A 21,775-nucleotide genomic window follows, 5' to 3' on the forward strand; every position below is an offset into this window, starting at 1 on the left:
CAGTAGGGGGAGGCGAAATGGCCGGAACGATGCGCAAGCGCACAGTATTTTTCTTCGAGATCGTCGAGGCCAAGAACCACCAGCCACGCATGGAGCCTCAGGACTGGCGGGGCTTCCTCGACCGCATCTCGGCCGCACCGCCTGACGAACGCAGTGTGCAGAGTGGTGAAGATCGGCTGATCGGGGCCGTCGATGCGGCCACCTCCGAGGATCATCTCCTCCTCGCTAAGATCACTGGAGAGGTGCCTCACCAACTCGATCACAGCAACGGCACCATTGAAGCGTTGCGGCTCGCGGCCGGCACCGATGTCGTGCACGTGACGACCCTCTGCTTCATGCCATACGGGAACATCATCGGTACCCTCCATGGCGGCTTCTCCGCACCGCGGGTCAGCGCCATCACCAAGTGGTTGAACGGCGTTGGACTCCCGTGGGGTGAGGTCGTTTTGAAGCCGGTCATCCATGCGCGGGCCCGCGAAAAACTGAACCGTATAGAAGCAGTGTCAGAGCTGACCGTGCAGTTGGAGGGTGCCCCGGCGGACAGTGTCGGGGCTCTGAACGCACAATCCGAGCTGGGGCATTCGCTCCGCAGCTTCGGGCAGCGGCACCCAGACACTGCCATCACTCTCAGCCTGCGGGTCCCCAGGCGCGGAGGGCGCCTGAGTCTGGTTCGCAGAAACCGGGCCGCGACCCAACTGCGCAGTGATGTCCTGCAGTTCATCCCCGACCTCGACGAATGGATGGACGAGTCGGGCGTGGTGCGCTCCGTCAACGGGCAGGTCGCGATCCGCGACCCGCACCGGCAGTCCCTGGAGTATGAGCCGCTCGACTTTCTGGAGCACCGCATCACCGCCCAGTGCGATGTGCCGGTCGCATTCACCGATGGACGGTCGGTGGACCTGCAGTTCGCGGTCAACGCTGTCTTCGGAGCTGCCCGCACGCACGCGCAGGAGTTGCAAGAAGCCTGCCAGCACCGACCGCTAGCCTGAGCGGCAGCTCAGGGGGTGAGTAAGCGGTGCTGGACTGGCTATGGGTCCGATGGGTGGGGCGGCCGCGCCTGGACTGGATTGTCGCGTTCGTGATCACCGGCGCGCATCTGGGCATTGTGCTGATCACCGGCAGAGGCGATGTACTGGGCTGGCCGGCGCGGGAGCAGCGCGTCAACGTTTACACGGCGACGGCGACAGTCGCAGCCATCGTCGGCAGCTTCATCACTGCGGCGATCGCTCAATACGCCGCGTCCACCGGACAGCGGATGCGGACGCTGCGCACACATCCGATGCAGGGCCCGCAGTTCAGACGGAACTGGGTGAGCATCCTGGGTGCGACTCTGGTGGTCTCCGGGCTCTGCCTGCTGGCCACGGTTCTGGACATTAGGGAAAGGGACACGGGCGGGGTTCACTGGCTTGCTGAGTTGGCCATGGCGCTCGGCATTGCGCGGGCGACACGTCTGGTGTGGTTGTTCGGCAGGGTCATAGTGGCAGGAGACGCGGATCTGGCGGATGCTCGGCCGCCGGCAGGTCCGAATGGGACGTAGAGCATGCCGGCACCCGCGCTGAGATGTAGAGCCTGCGTGTCCTGCACTCGGCGTGGGATGTCGCTCACGGGAGGTTGATGCAGCCGTGGGAGTGGCAGGTGCGATAGACAACGGGTCCTTGGCGGCGGATCAGCCGGAGCGGGTCATCACTCTAGAGAGAGTTGATCGTGCAGCCTGCTCATGGGGCATCTGTCTCGGATGGTTTGAGACTAGGTGGGTAGCCCTTGGCTCGAAGCCACGTGTCGAGGGCGACGGCGACGATGTCGCCATGGGACATGTCGTGATCGGCGTTGTAGCGGCGGACGCGTCGCTGTAGCTGGAGGACGTCTGGGACGGCGTAGTTGAGCTGTCCGCGCTTGGTGTGGCGGTCGTTGATGACCTTCGACGTGTCTGGATGCGGAGTGAATGGGTCGTCGTTGGGTTGTGACTCTGCTTCGAGCGCGTCGGCGATGTCGCGTAGGCGCCGAGCATGGTGGGAGAGATCGGGCACGAATGTTGCTCCGGTCCGTCCGGCCTAGGCGGCTGGCTAGCCGCCTAGTGGGCGATTGGAATAGTCGGCGGAAGGGGCGGCCGCGTTTCCGATATGGGGGCGGCCACCCCTCGCGTCGTACGTCGTGTCAGAACCCGCGGGAGGTGAGCCACTCTTCCAGTGCGACCGAGACGATGTCGCCGATGGGTAGGTGGTCGAGTTCGTTGTCCAGCGCGAAGCGTTTGAGCCGCTTCTTCAGCTTCAGCACCGCGGGAACCGACGAGTCAAGGCTCTCGCGCGCGATGATGCGCTGGTTGAGAACCATGGCGATCTCGGGAATGTCCTTGGGACGGCCAGGACCGTGGGCGTACGGTGTTCCCTCGCTGGGAGCCTCCTGCGATCGAGTGTCCTGTTCCTGGTAAACCCCTGGACCCTCGATCCTTACCGGGAACGCCGTACCACCTGCGACCGGATGAATGGCCGGGCGAACCGCCACCTCCGCGGCTGGAGCACCAGAAGTCGCGGACGCGACGTGGGACAGGCCCTGCTGAGCAACAGGTACAGCAGACTGCGTGGGCTGGAGCGCGGATGCTGCGGGCCCGGGAGTCGGGACCACGGGCGCCTCCTGCCGCTCCGTTGGTTCCCCAGGGGATTTTGTCCCCGCCCCGAGGGCGACGACTGCCGAGTGGGCCGGCTGACTGGCGGCCGTCTCCGGGGCGGGGACGCTCGGCGCCTCGGTAGTTGGCTGGGTCGAGGGCTGTGGCACCTCGGTCCGGCCGACGGGAACGGCGGAAGGCGCGGGCTGGATCTGCGGCTTGCTGGCAGCGGGATGGCCTTCGCCCTGGGCGGTGGCCTGTTCGGCGGCGAACTGCTCGGGTGTGAGCTCGGCGGTCGGCGGTGGGGACGGCGGGGTCGCCTGCTTGGCTCCACCGAGCGGGCGACCACCCGTGCGGCGGGCCGGGGGCCTCATTCGGTCCGTCATGCCGTCAGCTCCTTCATCAGCTCGGCGTACTCGCTCAGTTCGGTGGGGATCTCGCCGAAGGCCTCCATGTAGTGCACCCAGGCGTGGATGGCGGTGTCGGCGAGCGGGAACGGTTCGTCGCGGTCGGGCCCGATGCCCTCGCCCTCGCCGGGCTCCAGGAGGTTGTCCCGGGCGTTGCGGGGGAGGCTGGTGCGGTCGTCGGCCTTGACCATGACGACGTGGGCGGTGACACCGTGCTCGTTGCGGGCGGCGGCGCGTTCCGCCTCGTCGAAGGTGGCCACGAGCTTGCGGCGTTCGATCTTGGTGGGGGCCACGGGCACGAGCAGGAGGTTCGCCTCGGTGACGGCCTCGTGGAAGATGCGGGCGCTGCCGCCGCCGGCGTCGACCACGATCGCGCCGAACTCGGCGCGCTTGGCCCGGATGTACTCGGCGATGTCCTCGAACGGGTACCGCTCGACCACCAGGTTGGCGGGGATCTCGAAGCCCGCAGCCGCCGCGACCTTGAACCAGTCGTAGGCGGACTGGCTGGTCGCGTCGGCGTCCAGCAGCAGGGTGGGCAGTCCGAGGACGACGGCGTAGTAGAGGGCGATGAACCAGGCGGAGGTGGTCTTGCCGGTGCCGCCCTTGAGCATGCCGACGACTATGACGAACGCGTCCCAGACGCTCGCCGTGGCCGCGGTCAGGGTCTTGTGACGGGTGTTCTCATTCACGTGTGCTTGTTCTCCTCAAACTTGAAAGGGAGGTTTGTGAGGGCTGTCGACCGCGTCGACACGTGCTTTGGGCCTTGCGAAGTGGGGCGGGAGGGGCTCTTGGAGCACAGGTGTGGCTGGGATGGTGGGTGGGTGGGCCCTTGAGGCGGACAGCTCTGCGTGGAGGATCCGTGAGGGGTCGGGCGTTCATGACGGCTTCTTCACCTGGCTAGCGGGTCCGTGGCGGTGCTGGGGCCTCATGTGGGTGCCTGCCTGGTGCAGGAGCCGGTAGACGGTGCCGACGGAGTACCTGCACTTCTGGGCGAGTTCCGGGACCGTGGCACCCGCCTCGTACTTCGCCCGCAACGACTGTGCGAGCTTCTGCCGCTCGGCGGCGCGCGCTGCGAAGCGGATCTGCAGCGTCTGCTGCGTCGTGCGGACGGTGCCGCCGGCCTCGACGAGCAGGCCTCGCGCTACGGTCCTCGTCTCTCCTGCGGCTGAGGCGAGTTCGGTGAGGGTCGCGCCGTGCTTCTCATAGAGGACGCGCAGATGGGCTGCAAGACGCTGGCGCGCTTCGGGATCCGCGCGCATACGGCGGGTCTGCCACGAGGTGCGCATCACGGTCCCGGCCTCGCGTAGCCGGTTGAGGAGAGTGCCGTACGACAGGCCGCTGGCAGTCATGAGTTCCTGGACCGTGGCACCGGACTCATACCGCTCACGCAGAGACTGAAGATCCGGTATTTCACCGTCGGCGGGTGTGCTCGGGGGGTTTGGGTTCACGCGGCGGAGTTCCATTCGCTGAGGGCTTCGGCATGGGCGGCGGCCAGCTCGTCGTAACTGCGCTGGTCGGCAGGGGTGATGAGGATCAGCCGGCCGTCCGTGGCGATGCGCCAGTCGGCGGCAGGCCGGCCGGTGGCCGGGTCGAGGACGCGTCCGCCCGTGCTCTGCCACGTGGATGGGATCTCATCGGGCCGGGGTGCCGGGACCAGGATCTGGCGCCCGTCGCGGACGATCACCACGGCTTTGCTGCGGTGCTCCGCGAGGCGGTCCAGTGCCTCTCGGTAGGCCGCTCGCTCGGCTGCATGCAGCGTCCTGCGTCGGACCGCGGTGCCCGCCGTGCCGTAGAACCGGGCGATGCCCTCCCACCCCGGTGCCGGACGTGTGCCTGGGTGCGAAGCGGCATCCAGAGGGCTGAGACCGAAGCCCTCCACCGCGCGCGGGGCGAGTGTCCAGGTCTCGCCAGCGTGGTGGACGAGACCGTGGTCGGCCAGGCGCCGCAAGGTCCGGTAGGCGGTGGCCCGGGACACCGAGGCCGTAGCGACAAGATCGCTGACCGTCTGGGCAGGCTGGACGTGCAGTGCCCCGATGACCATGAGGGCGGAGCTGCCGAGACCGCGCCGGGTGAAGGCGTCGTGGCCCATCAGGCGGGCGACGACGGTGGAGTCGATGTCGGCCCTCATGCCTGTCTCAGGGGTGGTCCACTCCTCAAGTGCCAGGTCGGGGGGGTACTGAGTGGTCCAGGAACGAGACAGCGAAGCGCGGGCACGAGGGTTACCCGGGCCGGCGTGGTCGAGGTACCAGGTGGAGCCCTCCCGGCTGTGACCGACCCGCAGACGGCGCAGCCAGCCTTCTGGTTTGAGGACCGTCTCGTAGACCGCGCGCAGCGTCGTCCGGGAGATCCCGGCTTCCTCCGCGGTCTGCCGCTCACTGGCGTGGTGCAGCGGGCCGCCGGCGGTCTCGGCGAAGCTCAGATGGGCCCGCAGCACCCGCAGTGCGGTCCGTCCTCGCTCGCCGCGCCACGGCGTGGTCTCGATGCGATCCCGCAGCGCGGCGAGGACTTCGTAGGCGTGGTGACGCGACTCCGGCACGCGCGTTCCAGTGACCACGGCCGAGGCGCTGGCCCACACCCGGCGGATGTAGTCCAGGGCGCGTGCCTGCCCCGAACGCAGCGCGATGTGCTGAGCATGCCGGCCACCGTCGTGGTCGGGGTGCAGCAACAGCCGGGTCAGTTCGTCGATGGTGCCGCCGGACCGGGCGACATGGCAGGCGATGGCCGCCGTGATGCGGTGCCCGTGCCCGGCCGCGCCCTCCCGGTCCTGGCGCATGACTACGGTGCGGCCGTCGGAGCCGAGTCTGCTGTAACTGCCGGTCGCGTAGCGGCCGGTGAGATCCCCGAGAAGGACGAGCTCGGCCGCAGCCGGGCGAAGTCGGTGAAGGCCCAGGCGGTCGAGCGGTTCAGTTGTCTGCCGTTGTGGTTGTGCCTGATGGCTGTGTTGGGGCACGGTGAGGTCGTCTCGCAAAGACGAGGGCGCCACCCAGGCCCGCTAAAACCACGGGTGGTACCCGGAACCGACCTCCGATCGGTGCCAGCGATGCCTCCAGGACTGCCGTCCTGGAGGCATTCGTATGCCTGGCTCCGTTCAGGAGGCAGGCGTCCCCATCGCAACTCGACCAAGGCGGGAGCAGAGCGCCGTCGGGGGATGACGCTCCTGATCGATCTCCGTCAACTCGGGTCTCCCGGAGGCGAGTTGCAGAGGGATCGCCTCTGACTGCCTCCGAGCAACCCGGGTCGAACCGGGGTCGAATCAGAGCGTTTCCCTCTGACTGCCTCCGATCGCCTCTGCAACCCGTCCTAGCAGGTCACAGCCGTTTCAGCCTCCGTAAGCCCAGGTCAGAAGGGTGCGGCAGGATTTACCAGGAGAAGGACACCCTTCGAGGCTTGAGCGGCTTGTTGGACATGGCGTCAATGTACTGACGAGTAAGTCCGCGCGGAACCCTTCGGCGGGGACTTGTTGACGCCGGTGTCAGCTAGCGCAGTCCGGAGATCGTCCTGCCGTCGTCCAGCGCGCCCTTCAGCTCGGCCTGCGCGCCCTGCCGCGTCTTCACGGCGAGCAGGCCGCCCTTGGCCGAGCCGGTCACGCCGCCCGTCGCCGTGATCGACTCCGTGCCCTTGCTGCCCGCGGCCAGCAGATACCAGTGGCCCGCCGCCGACTTCCACAGCACCCCGGCCAGCACATGCGGGTCACGCGCCCCGCACGCCGGTACGTCCTGCGCCTTCGCGACGACCGCGCCGAACGTTCCGCCCGGCGTCTGGAACTGCGCCAGCACCCGCTCGCCACCGCCCCGCCAGGTCTCGGCCCGCGTGCACGTCCATGTCCCCGCGCCGCTCGCGTCCGGCAGCGGCTGCTGGGCGTACTGCCAGGCGTTCACGGACCGTACGCCCAGCGAGCGCATCGCCCCGAGGGAGCAGGCGAAGGGCGCCCAGGCGTGCTGCGTCTCCGCTCCGGACACCTCGTGGACCGAGCCTGGCCGCCCGGCGGTGAGATGCGCCGGGACCAGCTCGCCGAGGTCGCTCATCAGCCGGGTGCCGGTGTCGTCGGTCAGTTGGAGCACGTTCCACGACGTGCACGCGCCGGTCTGCTGGGCGGGGCTGGCCAGCGGCGAGGTGATCCCGTCGGTGAGGGTGAGGGGCAGCGCGCCGGCGTTCGGCTTCTGCAGGTCCCGTTCGGCCGCCTTCTTGACCCAAGGGGCGGTCAGATAGCGGACGTTGCCGTCGGCGCGGTCCAGGACCACCGCGTTCGCCTCGGACCCGGTCGCGCCGTCGACCCGGGCGAAGTCCAGCGCGGCTCCCTTGGTGCCGTCCTTCGGCTCGGCGTAGCGGGCGATGCGCAGACCGTCGTAGAGGATCACCACGCGTGCGTTGTCGACCGTGCCCGCGTACAGGAGTTGGGGCGGTCCGGCCGGGCCGCCGGAGGGGGTGCCGGGGGTCGCCGAGACCTGGACGGACTCGCCGGGGCGGGCCCAGACGGCGAGGGCACGGCGCAGCAGCGCGGTGTCCTTGGTGAGGTCGCCGCGGGCGGGCCAGACGGTGAAGTCCTTGCGCGCGGAGTACTCCCACGCGGTGGGCGCGACCCTCGTCAACTTGCCTGGGTTCAGGGCCGCTTCGGCCGCCGGGTTCTCCGCGTACGCGGGGGCGGCGGCACCGTCCGGGCCCCAGCCGCCGCCGGGCAGCGCGAGCAGCGCACCGCACACGGCGACGGCAGCGGCGGCGGCGAGCGCGGCCTTGCCGTGCTGGCGGCGGCGCATCAGATCGGTGGGCCGGGCGTGCAGCGAACAGGGGTCGAACTCGGGGGAGTCCAGCAGCCCGTACCGCTCCGGCGCCTCGTCGGCCTCGCGCAGTGCCTCGTCCACCTCGTCGACCCCGGCCGCCGCGAGTACCCGGCGTACGTCGCCGTTGGGCAGTTGCTCCAGGCCGCGCAGTACGTACACCGCGCGCGCCGGGCCGGACAGGGCCGACAGCCGCTGGTCCAGGGCGAGTTCGTCGGCGCCGCCCGAGCGCGGGAAGAGCCGCAGGCCCCACACCTGGGGGAGCAACGGGGGGAGTTGGGAGCGCTTGGGCCACGACCGCAGCGACAGCGGCAGGCCCGCCTCCAGCGCCGTACGCACGACCTGGAGGCGGACGAAGGCGTACCCGGGGTCGCCGTCCCGGCCGGTCGACTGGGCCGGGATGACGGACGCCGACGCGCGGCCCCTGGGCAGGGCGCGCTGGGTGAGGGCGTGCGCGGTCAGGACCCGCCGGTTGCGGCCGAGGCTCGGGGGCAGCACCAGATAGGCGAGCCGGACGAGCCGTGGATAGTGCTCGACGAGCGCGGCCTCGGCCTGTTCGACATCGACGGCCGGGTCGGTGGGTGAAGCTGCGGGGCGCTTGGCGACATCCTGTGACTGCACGTTCAGCAAAACGAGCGAATGGTGAGTTGGTCACCGCCGTCCGGGCGACTCGGGTGCGGCTCAGCCGTCGGGCTCGACCAGGGCACGCGCGTAGTTCGCCATCGACCGCTGGTAGCGCGGCAGATGGGGTGCCAGGGCGCCCAGCACGAGGGACAGACCTTCGCGGTCGCGGCCCAGGCTGGACAGACACAGGGCGAGGCACCCGCGTACCGCGTCGTCCAACTCGTCGGAGGGACCGTCGAGTTCGGGCGTGAGCAGCTTGACGCCCTCCTCCGCCCGCCCGATGTTCCGCAGCGAGCTGGAGAGTTGGATCTTGGCTCGCCGCCCCTTGTATCCGCTCCGCTCGCTCAGCCCGAGCGCCAGCGCCTCCCGGTACAGCGGGACCGCCCGGTCCGAGTGCCCGGTCGAGTCCCAGGCGCAGGCCCGCTCGAAGGGGCCCAGCGGACTGCCGTCCGGGAGTTCGGCGACCAGCGCGTCGATCACGGCCCTGAAGTCGGCGGCCCGCTCCTCCGGATAGTCGTCGAAAGTCGCCCAGGCGGCGGTCACACGGTCTTCCCAGTCTTGGTTCACGGGCGCCACCTTCGCACACGCGTACAGCCGGGGACCAAGGATTTGAGCGCGGGGCCCGTCGTGGCCGTATCGAAGGAGAAGGCCCCTCGCCGGGGCCGACTGCGGCATGCTGCTGACCGGACGACCGGAGGAACGACAGATGAGGCTGACCCGACCGATGCTCGCGGTGGCCGGCGCCACGGCGGCGCTGGCGCTGGTGGGCTGCGGCGCCGACACCAAGGCCGCGACCGTACCGACGGCGGCCACCGGCAGCCTGGAGAGCCTGGCGGCCAAGGTGAAGTGCACGCCCGACATCCAGACCGACGCCGACGAACTCCGCCAGGCCATCTGCAAGATGAGCTACGGCAAGTTCGTCCTCGCCACCTTCGCCACCGACCGCGGCCAGCGCGAGTGGATCAACGACGCCAAGGACTACGGCGGTTTCTACCTCGTCGGCCGCAAGTGGGTCGCCGTCGGCACCGACAAGATCGTGAAGAAGCTCCAGGAGACGCTCGGCGGCGACGAGGAGATCGGCACCGACCACTCGAAGCACACGAGCTGAACTCCCTTTACGGAAAGCCCCCTTGGGGGCACACGAAAGCGGGCGGTGGGAGAATCCCACCGCCCGCTCTCGTACTACTGCTTACTCACTGGCACTTCTGGCCGGAGTTGACGCAGTTGGCGATCTTCGCCGCCAGGTTGTTCTTGGTGACGCTGATGAAGTCGTCGTGGTCGGTCGCAGCCTTGTGCAGCTCCTCGGGGAAACCGTCCACGGCGTAGGCGTTCTTGACCTGGCCGTTCACGATGCTCGGCTGGGCCAGGTTGTACACCAGGCGCATGGTCAGCTGCGGGATCGCCTTGAAGCCGTTCGGGCAGACACCGCTCGCGGGGTCGGCGAAGGCCACATGCGTACGGTGGTTGGCGCTGTCGATGTTCACGCCGTCCCAGCAGCTCTGGAAGGCGAATGAACGCACCACCTGGCTGCCCTGCGGGCAGATCGGGTACTGCTCGGTCAACTGGACCTTGTTCTCGAAGCCGGTGCAGCTCCAGTGCGCGTTGGCGTTGGCCAGACCGTTGATGGTGGTCTTGGCGTCACCGGTGATGATGCGCAGGAACTGCGGCATCGCGACGACCTTGCTGGCCGCGCTGCCGACGTACTTGATCTGCGCCTGGACCGGCGTGATGATCTTGCCGACGTTGCCTTCGGTGCCACCGCCGGCCGCGCCCGCGTCGAACTCCTGCGAGCCGTCCTGCTCACGCACGACCGGCCAGTAGTACGCCGAGAGGTCACTCTGGTTCTGGCAGCTGGAGGGGGCGGCCAGCAGCGAGTCGTTCGTCGAGAACGCGTTGACCTTCTGGTTGCCGACGTAGTCGTGCTCGTGGTGCGCGCCGTTGCTCACGCCGGGCGCCACGATGACGTTGTCGGTGTTGTGGTTCTTGTTGGCGTTCACACCGCACTTGGTGGTGAAGGTGCCGGTCGAGGCCTGGCCGGTCTTCGCCGGCTTGCCCTGGACGTTCGGCGCGACCTTCGTGATGTCCACGAAGTCCGCCGCGGACGGGCCGTTGCCGGCCTGGCCGCCGGCGCCGACGTCGACCGGGGTGCTGGCGCTGGCGCTCGGGGCGGCAGTGGCCTGGCCGCCGTTGTTCTGGCCGCCGTTGTTGTTGTTCTGCCCGCCGTTGTTGTTGCCTCCGCCGTTGTTGTTCTGACCACCGGCGGTGGTGGTGTTGGCGGCCTGCGTCGTACAGGCGGCGAGCTGCTTCAGTGCGGTGGCGTTGACGCTGCCGCCCACTCGCTGGATGTCGATGCGGATGCGGTCGATCGTCGCGGCCCGCTTCTCCTTGAGGGGGCCGACGATCGCGTTCTGCACGAAGCTCGCGTCGTTCGTCTGTGCCTGGCGCGTCGAGGCGAGCCGGGTGTAGGCCTCGGTGATCTGCTTGTCGAGGTTCGCCAGCTCGGTGGCGACACCCTGACGAGCCTTCTGCGGCACGTTGGTCAGTTGCTGACCGACGTCCGGGCAGGCGATCGTCGCGACCTGGGCCGCCGTGGCGGCCTTGGTGGTGTTCTGGCCCGATGAGTTGGACTCATGCGCCGAAGCGTTCATCTGTGCCCAGAGCAGCCCGCCCCCACCGAGCGCTAGGGCAGCCGATGCGGCAATGGCCTTGGTGGCCAGCGGCGTACGGCGTTTACGATCATTGCGTCCCATGGAACTCCTCTGACTTCCTTGCGGGGCAGCGAGGCGCCCGACAGGAGTGAAGCGGCTCCCTCAGATACGCAGGGGGTCCCAGGAGTGTTCAGCCGTCTCATAAATTTATGAGAGGTTCCTGGGTAAGTCCCCTCTCAACTGGCCCTTAAACACCGGCAGTTGTGATCGACTCACAGCTAGTGCTCAGCGTCCCTGGTCCAAATAGGCCAATACGGCCAGCACGCGGCGATTGTCGTCGTCGGAGACTTCCAGCCCCAGTTTGGCGAAAATATTGGACGTGTGTTTCGCGATCGCCCGTTCCGTCACGACGAGTTGCCCCGCGATCGCGGCGTTCGACCGGCCCTGCGCCATCAGTTCCAGCACCTCTACCTCCCGGGGCGTGAGCCGCGCCAGCGGCCGGTCGTCGGCGGCCCGCCGCGCCAGCAACTGCTGGATCACCTGCGGATCCATCGCCGTCCCACCACCGGCCACCCGCCGTACGGCGTCCACGAACTGCTCCGCGTCGAAGACCCGGTCCTTCAGCAGATAACCCACCCCGCCGGTCCCGTCGGCGAGCAGCTCCCGCGCGTACAACTGCTCGACATGCTGCGACAGCACCAGCACCGGCAGCCCGGGCCGCTCCCGCCGCGCCCGCAGCGCACACTGCAGCCCCTCGTCGGTGTGCGTGGGCGGCAGCCGTACGTCGACCACGGCCACGTCGGGCGCCAACTCGGCCAGTGCCTTGGTGAGTTCGGGCCCGGTCTCGACGGCCGCGGCGATCTCGAAGTCGTAGGCCTCCAACAGCCGCACCAGCCCGTCCCGCAGCAGGAACAGGTCTTCGGCTAGGACAACACGCACGGAATCTCCATGGTCACCATGGTGGGACCGCCCGCGGGGCTGCTGACGGCCAGGACGCCGTCGAATGTACCCAGGCGCCGCTCGACTCCGGAGAGTCCCGACCCCGCGCCGACCCGCGCGCCGCCCCCGCCGTTGTCGGTGACGGAGATCCGCAGCACCCCCGCCCCTTCCTTCACGTGATGGAGGTCGATCCAGATCCGGTCGGCGCCCGCATGCTTGACGGCGTTGGTGAGCACCTCGCTGACGGCGAAGTACGCGGCCGACTCGACCGGCGCGTCCGCCCGCCCGCCCCCGAGGTCCGTGCTCACCTCCGTGGGCACCGGCATCCGTAGCGCCAACGCCCTTACGGCATCGCCGAGTCCGCGCTCCGCCAGCACCGGTGGATGGATACCGCGCACCAGATCACGCAGCTCGTCCAGTGCCTCGGCGGAGGACTGCCGGGCGCGGGCGAGGAGTTCCCGGGCTTTCGCCGGGTTCTTCTCCAACAGGGCCTCGATCGTGCCGAGTTCCATGCCCATCGCGACCAGCCGGGCCTGTGCGCCGTCGTGCAGATCGCGTTCGATACGGCGCAGCTCGGCGGCCGAGGAGTCCACGGCGTCCCGTCGGGTCTCGGTCAACACCCTTACCCGCTCGGCGAGTTCACCCTGTCCCGGAGCGAGCACGGAACGCGTCAAGAGGAAGTGGACGCGCAGCAGGGCGGGCGTGAGGAAGTAGGAGGCGACGAGCAGCGCGACGCCCAGCAGCCCCGCGAGCAGTGCGCTGCCCTGCCCGCTCACCGGCACGAAGCCGTACCACCAGCCGACGTATGTCCCGTCCGTGAACACCCGCCACAGCCCGAAGGTCAGCGCGAAGCCCTCCAGCGGATAGAACACCAGGGCCGCCGGCAGCAGCGCGGTGACGAACCCGGCGATCATGTCGACGGGCAGCCAGCGGAGATCGCGCCAGGTCGCGGGGTCGCCGAGCATCCGGAAGGTGCGGGTCCACGGGCGCGCGTCCCGGGGGATGGACCGGTACGCGGGCGGGATACGCACCCCGCACCACTCCATGGCCAGCAGCCGCCGCCGGTCCGCGTGGGCCCGCACACCGGCCAGCACCCAGGGAGTGGTGAACAGACCGAGGCCCAGCGGGACCAGCACCAGTGAGACGACGGTGAGCAGGAAGAGGGTGAGCGACCCGGCGAGGGAGAGGAGAGCGAGGGCGAGCGCACGCAGCCCGGCGGTGAGGACGACACGGCCCTGTTTCACATCCATGCCGCAAGTCTCACCGAGCGGGGCGGCGAGGTCACGGGGCCCGGCCACCGCGCCGGGGGTGTACCTGGCGACACCGCCGTCTCAGCGCATTCCGAGCACCTTCGCCTCCACCGCGGGGTCGAGACCCACCGCCGGCCGGTCCGGACGCCGCGGCGCCACCCCGCCGATGCCCCGCAACCAGCTCCACGTGTCGGCCACCGTCTCCTCGACGGGACGACAGCTCAGTCCGGTCGCGAGCGCCCGGGACACATCGGCCCGGTGCAGCGCGTCATGCCCCTCACTGCCCTCCGGCACCCACACCGGCAGCTGCGTCCACGGCTCGATACCGGCCGCGAGCACCACCTCGGGATCGGTCCACCGCAGCTCGGCCGCCCCACCGGTGACCCGCACACACGCCTCCAGCAGCGACCCCATCGTCGCGTGCCCCTGCGCGGAGATCAGGTTGTAGGCCCCGCTCGACTCCCGCTCCACCGAACCGAGCAGCCACTCGGCGAGATCACGCACGTCCACGTACTGGAGCGCCAGCTCCCGCGGCCCCGGCGCCAGCACCGGCCCGCCGCGCGCGATCCGGTTCAGCCACCACGGCAGCCGCCCGATGTTCTCGTACGGCCCGAGGATCAGCCCGGCCCGCGCGAACACCGACCGCTCGGGACCGAACGCGCCGAGCGCGGCCAGTTCACCGCCCCGCTTGTCGCGCGCGTAGTCGGTCTTGTCGGCGTCGGGCTCGGCGCCCTCGACGAGGGGCGCGTCCTCGGTGTACCCGGCGGGCGGCGCCCACGCGTACACCGAGCAGCTCGACACATACACGTACCGGCCCACCCGGTCGGCGAGCAGCCGCGCCGCGTCGTGCACCGCGCGGGGCGCCCCCGACCAGGTGTCGACGACCGCGTCCCACTCGCCCTCGGCCAGCGCGGCGAGCCCGCCGGGCGCGGTGCGGTCACCCCGCAACGCCCGTACGCGGGCCGGGCCCGGGGGAAAAGGCACAGCGTGCCGGCCCCGGTTGAGGACGGTCACCTCCCAGCCCCGGCCGAGGGCCGCCTCGACCACGGCCCGTCCCGCGAACTCCGTACCGCCCAGCACCAGAAGTCTCATGCCGACGACTCTGCCCGCGCGGCCCGCGGAACGGAACGTGGATCTGCCATCAGCAGAGGATCAACGCGCGGTCGGCGGCGTGTACTTGTACCCGACCCGGCGCACCGTCTGGATCGCCTTGCGGTGCTCGACGCCCAGCTTGCGGCGCAGCCGGGCGATGTGGACGTCGACGGTACGGCCGTCGCCCACATGCCCGTAGCCCCACACCGTGGTGACCAGTTGGTCGCGGGTGTGCACCCGGTTGGGGTGGGCGACGAGATGGGCCAGCAGCTCGAACTCCAGGTAGGTGAGGTCGAGTTCCTCGCCCTTGAGCCGGGCGGTGCGCTGCACGGTGTCGATCCGGACCAGCGGTTCGGCGTCGGCGGCGATGCCGGGCGTGCCGTCGGCCAGGACGTCGGGGTGTGCGGTCCGGGCGAGGTGCGGGCTGTCGGCCGGGATGAGGACGAGGTACCCGACCATCGGCGGCTGCCCCGGCAGCGTGGGCAGTGTGTGCGGGGGCGCGGGCAGCCAGGTGGCACCCGGCGGCAGGAACTCCGCCACGTCGATCACCTCGTCCCGGTCGACGGCGCGCAGATGGTGCCGTGCGGCGGTGGGGGAGGGGGCGTCGAGGGTCGCGGACGGCAGGGAATGAATGATCGCCATGAGAGGTCAGCTCTTTCGCGCGAGAGGTTCGTCGAGGGACGTACGTCGAGTCGCGCAGGCCGGAGGCCGGGGGTGTACGGCTTTAGAGGGCCGGCGCGTTCATCGCGCGACAACACACCCGGTCGAAGTCATGGTGCTGACGGGAAGGCCAGAAGGGCTCCAGGTCATGGCGACCCGTCGCTCCGCACTTCTGGTAGTTGCCCATGCGCCCATTGAAGCAGACACGCGCCCGCAACAGGAGCCTCCTCTCACAGCTTGGACGCGAGAGGGCGCCCACCACGACGGTGGACGCCCTCTGCGCGAACAGCGGGGTGGATCAGACCTGTCCGGCCTTCTCCAGCGCGGCGCAGCAGGTGTCGACGATGAGACGCGTCACGACGTACGGGTCGACGTTGGCGTTCGGACGGCGGTCCTCGATGTAGCCCTTGCCGTCCTTCTCGACCTGCCACGGGATACGGACCGAGGCGCCGCGGTTGGAGACGCCGTAGGAGTACTCGTTCCACGGGGCGGTCTCGTGCAGACCCGTCAGACGGTCGTCGATGCCGGCGCCGTAGTTCTTGACGTGGTCCAGCGGCTTGGAGCCCTCACCGAGGGACTCGCACGCGGTGATGATCGCGTCGTAACCCTCGCGCATCGCCTTGGTGGAGAAGTTGGTGTGCGCGCCCGCGCCGTTCCAGTCGCCCTTGACCGGCTTGGGGTCGAGGGTCGCGGAGACGCCGAAGTCCTCGGCGGTGCGGTAGAGCAGCCAGCGGGCGATCCACAGGTGGTCGGAGACCTCCAGCGGGGAGACCGGGCCGACCTGGAACTCCCACTGGCCGGGCATGACCTCGGCGTTGATGCCGGAGATCGCGAGACCGGCCTTGAGGCAGTTCTCCAGGTGGGCCTCGACGATGTCGCGACCGAAGATCTCGTCGGCGCCGACACCGCAGTAGTAGCCGCCCTGGGGGGCCGGGAAGCCGCCCTCGGGGAAGCCCAGCGGGCGCGAGCCGTCGAAGAAGGTGTACTCCTGCTCGATGCCGAAGATGGGCTCCTGCGAGCCGTACTTCGCGACGACCTCGCTGAGCGCGGCACGGGTGTTGGACTCGTGCGGCGTCATGTCGATGTCGAGGACCTCGCACATGACGAGGATGTCGTCGCCGCCGCGGATCGGGTCCGGGAAGCTGGAGACCGGCTTGAGCACGCGGTCCGAGGAGTGCCCCTCGGCCTGGTTCGTGGACGACCCGTCGAAGCCCCAGATCGGCAGCTCGGCGCCCTTGGCGTCATCGGCGAGAATCTTCGTCTTGGAACGCAGCTTGGCCGTCGGCTGGGTGCCGTCGATCCAGATGTACTCAGCCTTGAAGGTCACGGGCCACATCCTTCGGGGTGGGTCTTTCGGTCGCACTTGCGGGTGCTGCGGCGCAGCGGCACTGGGGCGCCGCGATTCATGCCGGGCAGCCTGTCAACATGCGATTTCCCGATCATTGCTCGAATGTGAACCCCGTGTTACCTGGTGATGCTGTGGCGCGATTCACCCGCCCCGGACCCGACCCGCCGTTCGCAATCGCGGACGGGAGCGACCGGACCGCTCGTATGCGATGGGGTTAGCCCTCGCCGGCCCGGGCGGCGTCCATGAGGGCGATCAGGGCGCGGACGTCCATGGGGTGCATACCGTTCTGGTTCGCGAACCGGGCGCTGTGCAGGGCGAGTTCGGCCGTCACGGCACGGAGGAGATGTACGATCTCCATTTCCGGTCAGGGTGGGTGACCATGGGAACGCGCGGCACGTACGACCCCGACCGCTTCGGGTCCGCCTACGACAAGGTCATGGCGAAGTGGCCCGACGAGCGGGCGGCGGTCACCGTCCCGACGCCGTTCGGCGGGACGTACGTCAATGTGTGCGGGCCCGTCGACGGGCACCCGGTCGTGCTGCTGCCGGGTGGCGGGGGAGCGACCTCGGCGTCCTGGTACGCCCAGGCCGGCGACCTCGCCCGGGCCGGCCACCGCGTCCACGCCGTCGACCTGATCGGCTGCCCGGGCCGCAGCGTCCCGGACACCGGTCGGCACCCGCGCGCGGTGGCCGACCTGATGTCCTGGCTGGACGCGCTGCTGGACGGCCTGGGGCTGACGTCGGCCGCCGACCTCGGTGGTCATTCCTACGGCGGCTGGATCGCCCTGCACTACGCACTACACGCGCCCGCCCGCGTACGCCGTCTGTTCCTCCTCGACCCGACCCAGTGCTTCGCCGGGTTCGAGACGGCGTATCTGCTGCACGCGCTGCCGATGCTGCTACGGCCCACCGCGCGCCGGGTCCGCGCGTTCCTGGAGTGGGAGACCGGGGGAGCGGCGCTGGACCCCGACTGGCTGCGCCTCCAGGAGGCGGGCGCGGGGTTCCCGTCCGTGAAGCCGGTGACCGGTCCCCGGCCGGCGCCCGAGGCGCTGCGCGGGTTGAACGCGTCGGTCCTGCTGCTTCTGGCCGGAAGCAGCAGGACCCATGACACGCACCTGGTGGCGACCCGGGCGGCCGGTCTGCTGCCGCGCGTGGAGACGGAAACCCTCGCGGACGTCTCCCATCACGCGCTGCCACAGTCCGCGCCTGAGCGACTGGGCCGTCACCTCACCGGTTTTCTCGGACCCTAGGCGTCACCCCACCTTCTGGATCAGAGCACGGCGGATCAGGAACTTGCCGGGCTCACGGACCTGTTCGAAGGCCGCGTTGTTCAGCAGGACACAGCTGCCGGAGACCGAAGTGACCTTCACCGTCGTGGACTTGTTGTTGTCCAGGTTGGTGACCTTCAGCGTCGTACCGGCCGGGAACTGGTTGCTGGACGCGGCGGGCGCACCGGCCTCGCCGGAGAGCGTGACGGTCGAGCCGTTGCACACCTGGCTGCCCGCGGCGGCGGCACCCCCGCCGGTGTTGCCCGCTGGAGGGGTCGCCGCGGGCGCCGAGGTCGCGGTCGATCCCGCGGGCGCGGACTGCGCCGGCTGCGTGGTCTGGGAGTCCTGAGCCGACTCCCCAACCGCACAACCGGACGCCTTCTGCTGCACCTTGATCTGCGCGATGACCGCTTCGCGGTTGGCGATCCGCGCGCTCGACTGGGCGTCGGGCGCGGCGCGTTGACCGTCGATGAACTTCTGGTTGTTGCCCAGCGCGGTGGCGAGCCCCTGGCAGACCGTCGAGTTCGCGGCGGACAGGGTCTTGGCGTTCTGCGCGGTCGACTGCGAGGCGTTCGACGTGGTGGCGAGAGCGAAGGCCCCGCCTCCCGCGACCGCCGCCGCAGTGACCAGCAGTGCCAGTTTCTTCTTCGTGCTGGCAGTTCTCCTGCGCGACATTCACGTCTCCTGTGGGGTGGGGGAGCGTACGCCGCTATGTACGGGATGCCGAACGATGTAACTCAGCGGACACAGGAGTCACATAAGTGACGTGCGTCACAAGGATGTTGAAGGTCCGGGACGAGCGAGGTCACCGGGACAGCGCGTCCCGTACGGCCTCGTCGCTGCGGGCGACGACCGCCGTGCCGTCGTCCGCCGTGATGATCGGCCGCTGGATCAGCTTCGGATGCTCGGCCAGCGCCGCCACCCACCGCTCCCGCGAACTCGCGTCCCGCGCCCACTCCTTGAGCCCCAGCTCCTTGGCCACGGCCTCCTGGGTACGGGTGATGTCCCACGGTTCGAGCCCGAGCCGCTCCAGTACGTCCCTGATCTCGCCCTCGCTCGGCACGTCCTCCAGATAGCGGCGGACGGTGTACTCGGCCCCCTCCGCGTCGAGCAGACTCACGGCACTACGGCACTTGGAACAGGCCGGGTTGATCCAGATCTCCATGGGTCCACGGTAACCATGAACGCCCCACGCCCAGGTCAGCCGGTGCCGTGCGCGAACGGACCGCCCTCACCGAACACGAGCCGCCCGAAGTTCTCGCCGATGCGCCGGTGTCCCGCCGGATCGGGATGGATCCCGTCCGGCAGCGGGAACTCGGAGTGGTCCCGCTCGCCGTAGAGGTCGAGGCCGTCGAGGTAGTGCAGGTGCGGGTCGTCGGCCGCCCGCCGCTCCACGACCCGGACCAGCTCGTCCCGGATGACCCTCAACGTCAGGCGCCCGGCGGCGCGTTCGGCCGGATCGCCCATGGCCTTGAACCGCGGGGTGCCGCCTTCGAAGTCCGGGGCGAGCGGGCCGGGGGTGTCCTCCTGCACCGGGCACAGGATGGGGGACACCACCAGCAGCGGCACGGTCGGGTGCCCCTCGCGGAGGGTGTCGAGGAAGCCGTGGACCGCGGGGGTGAACGCGCGCAGCCGCATCACGTCGGCGTTCACGACATTGATGCCGATCTTGACGCTGATCAGGTCCGCCGGGGTGTCCCGCATCGCGCGGGCGGTGAACGGGTCGAGCAGCGCGCTCCCGCTGAACCCCAGGTTGACCAGTTCCACTCCACCGTGCGCCGCCGCCAGGGCGGGCCAGATCGCGGTCGGACGCGTGGCGTTGGAGCCGTGGCTGATGGAACTCCCGTGGTGCAACCACACCCTGCGCCCGCTGTCCGGCGCCTTCTCGACGGGCGCGTTGGTGCGCAGCGCGATCAGCTCGGTGATCTCCGTGTGCGGGAGCCAGATCTCGATGTCCTTGTCACCGGCCGGGAGTTCGGCGAACCGGGCGGTGCCGGGCCGTCCCTCCGACAGCTCGGAGGACTGGGTGAACATGTCGGTGATCGTACGGACGTTGCCGCCGGGCACCGTGGCCTGCGCGGTGGGACGGCCGTCGACCAGCAGGTCGTACACGCCGTCGGGCGGCGGCGGGAAGCCTTGGTAGACGCGTTTGGTGGGCAGGGTGTCCAGCTCGATCGTGGTGGCCCGGGTGCGGAACACCAGTCGTACGCCCGAGGGCTGGGCCTCGGCGACGGTCAGTTGGGTGTCGGGGATCTGGCGGCGGGCCCGGGCGGGGAGGCGGTGGGGCAGCAGGCCGTGCGCGGTCGTCTCCACGTCGAGGAAGCCGCGCAGGAGGTCCGCGGTGACGGGGGTGGTGGTCCAGTCGCGTTCGGTGTTCATCGCCTCGGGTTCCGTAGCAGGGTGTCAAGTGAGTCCACGATCCAGTTCCACGACTCCCGCGCGTCGGGCGCGCTGTGCTCGAAGCCGCCGGCCAGCTCCAGGCTGACGTAGCCGTGGAAGACGCTGCCCAGCATCCGGACCGCGTGCGTCTGGTCGGGTTCGGTCAGGTCGTAGCCGCGCAGGATCGCCCGGGTCATCTGCGCGTGCCGCACTCCGGCGCTGGCGGCGGCCGTCTCGGGGTCGAGCCGGAGGCGGGCGGCGGCGTACCGGCCGGGGTGCTCTCGGGCGTAGTCGCGGTAGGCGTCCGCGAAGGCGGCCAGGGCGTCCTTGCCGGCGCGTCCGGCGAGGGCGTCGGCGACCCGGTCGGCGAGTTCCGCCAGGGCGAACAGGGCGATCCTGGTTCTGAGTTCCTGGGAGTTCTTCAGATGCGAGTACAGGCTCGCGACCTTGACGTCGAACCGCCGGGCGAGCGCGGAGACGGTCACCTGCTCGAACCCGACCTCGTCGGCCAGCTCCGCGCCCGCGCGTGTCAGCCGCTCCGGGGTCAGCCCTGCTCTGGCCATGACCTTCCTCCCACTCGGTGACACGCATTGTGCATTTACCTAAAACCTTTAGGCAAATCGCTGCACTGTCAGATGTGCTCTGTTCGAATTTCCTGATGCCTCACGCATACCTCCCGGACCAGGGGTGACATGGTGACAACATCCTTGCCCACCTGGGCATTTGATGGTCGCTGTGGGCTCACCGGATGTCAGTGGCGGGCAGTAGACTGTTAGCAGTGTTCGAGGGTGTCGCCGGGGGGTCCGGACGGCACCCTGACCGCGACAGGAGGATGTCCGTGCCCGCTGCCGCACTGAAGCCGAAGCCGTTGCCGACCCAGTCCACCGCGAAGCGTCCCGTCCAGCTCGACCTGCCCTACGTCCCCGTGGAGAAGCGGCCGCTGCCGCCCGGACGCCCGCGGGACTGGTACGTCACGCACAACCGCCGCCTCAAGGCGATGCGACTCGCGATCGCCCTGCTCGACTCGGGCGTGTACGTCCCGAACCAGGCCCGCAACGAGACCATCCGCAGCACCGCCGAGCTGATCGGCGTCCACCCGCCGTCGGAGACGACGTGCCACATGGTGCGGGCGTTGATGCGGTACTCGCGTTGAGGGGTGGCGCCGGGTGCCCAGTGTTTTTTGGGGCGCCCGGCGCTGGTGCGCGCGCCTGGGGTGAGGTGTGCGGGTGTCCGGGTGTGCGTTGACTGGGTGTAACGCGGAGTTACTGGGGTGTGGCGTCAGCGCTGCATGCCTCCGCGCCGACAGGGCTTGTCCTTGTGCCGGGAAGGTCCCGCCTGACGCCTCCAAGTCCCGCCCTCGCGCCGGAAACTGTCGTGTCTGCGCCGGGTGATTCAGTCCCTGTGGCTCCGAGTGCCGACCCAGGAGGGGATGTCCCGTCGCCATCGGCCCGGCGCCGGCGCACCGACCGCCGCCACCGACCGTGGAGCCGCGCGAGGTTGCCCGAGCGGACTCCCGTTCTTGCGTCGCCAGCGCCCCTACTTGTGGCTGGAAGGCCCGCCCCTGCGCCGGAGACTTCCTCCCCGTGTCTCCAACTCCCGCCCTGACGCCGGGGAGTCGCGCCTACACGCCGAGGACTCCCTCTCCGCGAGGGCAACTCCTGCTTCCGCGCCGGGGAGTTGCGGTTTCACGCCGAGGACTCCCTCTCCGCGAGGGCAACTCCTGCTTCCGCGCCGGGGAGTTGCGGTTTCACGCCGAGGACTCCCTCTCCGCGAGGGCAACTCCT

At 69.7% G+C, this 21,775-nt stretch carries 22 protein-coding genes and 1 pseudogene; 5 read left to right on the forward strand and 18 right to left on the reverse strand.

From position 1 onward, the window contains the following. The first annotated feature begins 17 nt into the window (after positions 1 to 17). Together AB0M63_RS23145 and AB0M63_RS23150 are read left to right on the forward strand one after the other, a co-directional pair. On the forward strand, positions 18 to 989 hold the full coding sequence (locus tag AB0M63_RS23145; protein WP_366020678.1) for a hypothetical protein: 972 nt from the start codon (positions 18 to 20) through the stop codon (positions 987 to 989). 26 nt (positions 990 to 1,015) lie between these two features. Next, positions 1,016 to 1,537: a hypothetical protein gene (locus AB0M63_RS23150; RefSeq protein ID WP_366020679.1), complete on the forward strand. Its 522-nt coding sequence runs from the start codon at positions 1,016 to 1,018 to the stop codon at positions 1,535 to 1,537. 178 nt (positions 1,538 to 1,715) lie between these two features. Here the strand turns inward: AB0M63_RS23150 and AB0M63_RS23155 are convergent, their stop codons facing one another. The 7 genes from AB0M63_RS23155 to AB0M63_RS23185 all read right to left on the reverse strand — a co-directional run bounded on the left by AB0M63_RS23155 (position 1,716) and on the right by AB0M63_RS23185 (position 8,975). Beyond that, positions 1,716 to 2,027, reverse strand: a complete 312-nt coding sequence (locus AB0M63_RS23155) for a hypothetical protein (protein WP_366020680.1) — start codon at positions 2,025 to 2,027, stop codon at positions 1,716 to 1,718. A 127-nt stretch (positions 2,028 to 2,154) separates the two neighbouring features. Then, positions 2,155 to 2,331, reverse strand: a complete 177-nt coding sequence (locus AB0M63_RS23160; protein ID WP_366020681.1) for a hypothetical protein — start codon at positions 2,329 to 2,331, stop codon at positions 2,155 to 2,157. 653 nt (positions 2,332 to 2,984) lie between these two features. After that, complete coding sequence (locus tag AB0M63_RS23165) at positions 2,985 to 3,698, reverse strand: ParA family protein (RefSeq protein WP_366020682.1); 714 nt, start codon at positions 3,696 to 3,698, stop codon at positions 2,985 to 2,987. Positions 3,699 to 3,884: 186 nt separating this feature from the next. Next, entirely contained in the window at positions 3,885 to 4,358 is a 474-nt protein-coding gene (locus AB0M63_RS23170; RefSeq protein WP_366020683.1) for a helix-turn-helix domain-containing protein, read from the reverse strand. A gap of 95 nt (positions 4,359 to 4,453) precedes the next feature. Then, the gene (locus tag AB0M63_RS23175) at positions 4,454 to 5,959 is read right to left on the reverse strand and encodes a helix-turn-helix domain-containing protein (protein ID WP_366020684.1); all 1,506 of its coding nucleotides are present in this window, start codon (positions 5,957 to 5,959) and stop codon (positions 4,454 to 4,456) included. Between the two features lie 526 nt (positions 5,960 to 6,485). Beyond that, positions 6,486 to 8,405: a hypothetical protein gene (locus AB0M63_RS23180; protein ID WP_366020685.1), complete on the reverse strand. Its 1,920-nt coding sequence runs from the start codon at positions 8,403 to 8,405 to the stop codon at positions 6,486 to 6,488. Positions 8,406 to 8,465: 60 nt separating this feature from the next. Then, a complete protein-coding gene (locus AB0M63_RS23185) occupies positions 8,466 to 8,975 on the reverse strand; it encodes a tetratricopeptide repeat protein (RefSeq protein WP_355909518.1) in 510 nt (169 codons plus the stop codon). A 139-nt stretch (positions 8,976 to 9,114) separates the two neighbouring features. On the opposite strand from AB0M63_RS23185, the gene AB0M63_RS23190 reads away from it, so the two are divergent. Beyond that, a complete protein-coding gene (locus tag AB0M63_RS23190; protein ID WP_355909521.1) occupies positions 9,115 to 9,516 on the forward strand; it encodes a hypothetical protein in 402 nt (133 codons plus the stop codon). 85 nt (positions 9,517 to 9,601) lie between these two features. On the opposite strand, the gene AB0M63_RS23195 is transcribed toward AB0M63_RS23190, so the two are convergent. From AB0M63_RS23195 to AB0M63_RS23225, 7 genes and pseudogenes are all read right to left on the reverse strand, one after another. After that, complete coding sequence (locus AB0M63_RS23195) at positions 9,602 to 11,158, reverse strand: DUF1996 domain-containing protein (protein ID WP_355909524.1); 1,557 nt, start codon at positions 11,156 to 11,158, stop codon at positions 9,602 to 9,604. A 183-nt stretch (positions 11,159 to 11,341) separates the two neighbouring features. Then, the gene (locus AB0M63_RS23200; RefSeq protein WP_366020686.1) at positions 11,342 to 11,995 is read right to left on the reverse strand and encodes a response regulator transcription factor; all 654 of its coding nucleotides are present in this window, start codon (positions 11,993 to 11,995) and stop codon (positions 11,342 to 11,344) included. Continuing rightward, positions 11,980 to 13,245, reverse strand: coding sequence for a sensor domain-containing protein (locus AB0M63_RS23205; RefSeq protein WP_366020687.1), 1,266 nt, complete (start codon positions 13,243 to 13,245; stop codon positions 11,980 to 11,982). Before AB0M63_RS23205 ends, AB0M63_RS23200 begins: the two co-directional genes overlap by 16 nt. A gap of 81 nt (positions 13,246 to 13,326) precedes the next feature. Further along, positions 13,327 to 14,337, reverse strand: a complete 1,011-nt coding sequence (locus AB0M63_RS23210; protein WP_355909533.1) for an NAD-dependent epimerase/dehydratase family protein — start codon at positions 14,335 to 14,337, stop codon at positions 13,327 to 13,329. A gap of 60 nt (positions 14,338 to 14,397) precedes the next feature. Further along, positions 14,398 to 14,979, reverse strand: coding sequence for a winged helix-turn-helix domain-containing protein (locus tag AB0M63_RS23215; RefSeq protein ID WP_366020688.1), 582 nt, complete (start codon positions 14,977 to 14,979; stop codon positions 14,398 to 14,400). A 316-nt stretch (positions 14,980 to 15,295) separates the two neighbouring features. Then, a complete protein-coding gene (gene glnII / locus AB0M63_RS23220) occupies positions 15,296 to 16,324 on the reverse strand; it encodes a glutamine synthetase (protein ID WP_355909539.1) in 1,029 nt (342 codons plus the stop codon). 241 nt (positions 16,325 to 16,565) lie between these two features. After that, a pseudogene (locus tag AB0M63_RS23225) lies at positions 16,566 to 16,703 on the reverse strand (MarR family transcriptional regulator); the annotation flags it as partial. Between the two features lie 21 nt (positions 16,704 to 16,724). On the opposite strand from AB0M63_RS23225, the gene AB0M63_RS23230 reads away from it, so the two are divergent. Continuing rightward, positions 16,725 to 17,594 carry an alpha/beta hydrolase gene (locus AB0M63_RS23230; protein ID WP_366020689.1) on the forward strand — a complete coding sequence of 290 codons (870 nt, stop codon included), beginning with the start codon at positions 16,725 to 16,727 and terminating at the stop codon, positions 17,592 to 17,594. A 3-nt stretch (positions 17,595 to 17,597) separates the two neighbouring features. Here the strand turns inward: AB0M63_RS23230 and AB0M63_RS23235 are convergent, their stop codons facing one another. From AB0M63_RS23235 to AB0M63_RS23250, 4 genes are all read right to left on the reverse strand, one after another. After that, on the reverse strand, positions 17,598 to 18,287 hold the full coding sequence (locus tag AB0M63_RS23235) for a hypothetical protein (RefSeq protein WP_356055115.1): 690 nt from the start codon (positions 18,285 to 18,287) through the stop codon (positions 17,598 to 17,600). A gap of 130 nt (positions 18,288 to 18,417) precedes the next feature. Then, positions 18,418 to 18,777: an arsenate reductase family protein gene (locus AB0M63_RS23240; protein ID WP_355909548.1), complete on the reverse strand. Its 360-nt coding sequence runs from the start codon at positions 18,775 to 18,777 to the stop codon at positions 18,418 to 18,420. Between the two features lie 35 nt (positions 18,778 to 18,812). Next, positions 18,813 to 19,991 (reverse strand): GDSL-type esterase/lipase family protein, encoded by a 1,179-nt coding sequence (locus AB0M63_RS23245; protein WP_355909551.1) that lies wholly within the window; start codon positions 19,989 to 19,991, stop codon positions 18,813 to 18,815. After that, complete coding sequence (locus tag AB0M63_RS23250; protein WP_355909554.1) at positions 19,988 to 20,554, reverse strand: WHG domain-containing protein; 567 nt, start codon at positions 20,552 to 20,554, stop codon at positions 19,988 to 19,990. The genes AB0M63_RS23245 and AB0M63_RS23250 overlap by 4 nt, the downstream gene beginning before the upstream one ends. A gap of 275 nt (positions 20,555 to 20,829) precedes the next feature. Between AB0M63_RS23250 and AB0M63_RS23255 the strand changes: the two genes are divergently transcribed. Beyond that, complete coding sequence (locus AB0M63_RS23255) at positions 20,830 to 21,144, forward strand: hypothetical protein (RefSeq protein ID WP_355909556.1); 315 nt, start codon at positions 20,830 to 20,832, stop codon at positions 21,142 to 21,144. Positions 21,145 to 21,775: the final 631 nt, after the last annotated feature.

This window comes from Streptomyces sp. NPDC051576, assembly GCF_040681835.1.
In the GTDB taxonomy this organism is placed as follows: domain Bacteria; phylum Actinomycetota; class Actinomycetes; order Streptomycetales; family Streptomycetaceae; genus Streptomyces.

Coding starts and splice junctions, on each gene's coding strand:
- AB0M63_RS23145 (WP_366020678.1), top strand. CDS start 18: ATGGCCGGAACGATGCGCAAGCGCACAGTATTTTTCTTCGAGATCGTC.
- AB0M63_RS23160 (WP_366020681.1), bottom strand. CDS start 2,331: ATGGTTCTCAACCAGCGCATCATCGCGCGCGAGAGCCTTGACTCGTCG.
- AB0M63_RS23170 (WP_366020683.1), bottom strand. CDS start 4,358: ATGACTGCCAGCGGCCTGTCGTACGGCACTCTCCTCAACCGGCTACGC.
- AB0M63_RS23190 (WP_355909521.1), top strand. CDS start 9,115: ATGAGGCTGACCCGACCGATGCTCGCGGTGGCCGGCGCCACGGCGGCG.
- AB0M63_RS23195 (WP_355909524.1), bottom strand. CDS start 11,158: ATGGGACGCAATGATCGTAAACGCCGTACGCCGCTGGCCACCAAGGCC.
- AB0M63_RS23205 (WP_366020687.1), bottom strand. CDS start 13,245: ATGGATGTGAAACAGGGCCGTGTCGTCCTCACCGCCGGGCTGCGTGCG.
- AB0M63_RS23210 (WP_355909533.1), bottom strand. CDS start 14,337: ATGAGACTTCTGGTGCTGGGCGGTACGGAGTTCGCGGGACGGGCCGTG.
- AB0M63_RS23215 (WP_366020688.1), bottom strand. CDS start 14,979: ATGGCGATCATTCATTCCCTGCCGTCCGCGACCCTCGACGCCCCCTCC.
- AB0M63_RS23230 (WP_366020689.1), top strand. CDS start 16,725: ATGGGAACGCGCGGCACGTACGACCCCGACCGCTTCGGGTCCGCCTAC.
- AB0M63_RS23235 (WP_356055115.1), bottom strand. CDS start 18,287: ATGTCGCGCAGGAGAACTGCCAGCACGAAGAAGAAACTGGCACTGCTG.
- AB0M63_RS23240 (WP_355909548.1), bottom strand. CDS start 18,777: ATGGAGATCTGGATCAACCCGGCCTGTTCCAAGTGCCGTAGTGCCGTG.
- AB0M63_RS23245 (WP_355909551.1), bottom strand. CDS start 19,991: ATGAACACCGAACGCGACTGGACCACCACCCCCGTCACCGCGGACCTC.
- AB0M63_RS23250 (WP_355909554.1), bottom strand. CDS start 20,554: ATGGCCAGAGCAGGGCTGACCCCGGAGCGGCTGACACGCGCGGGCGCG.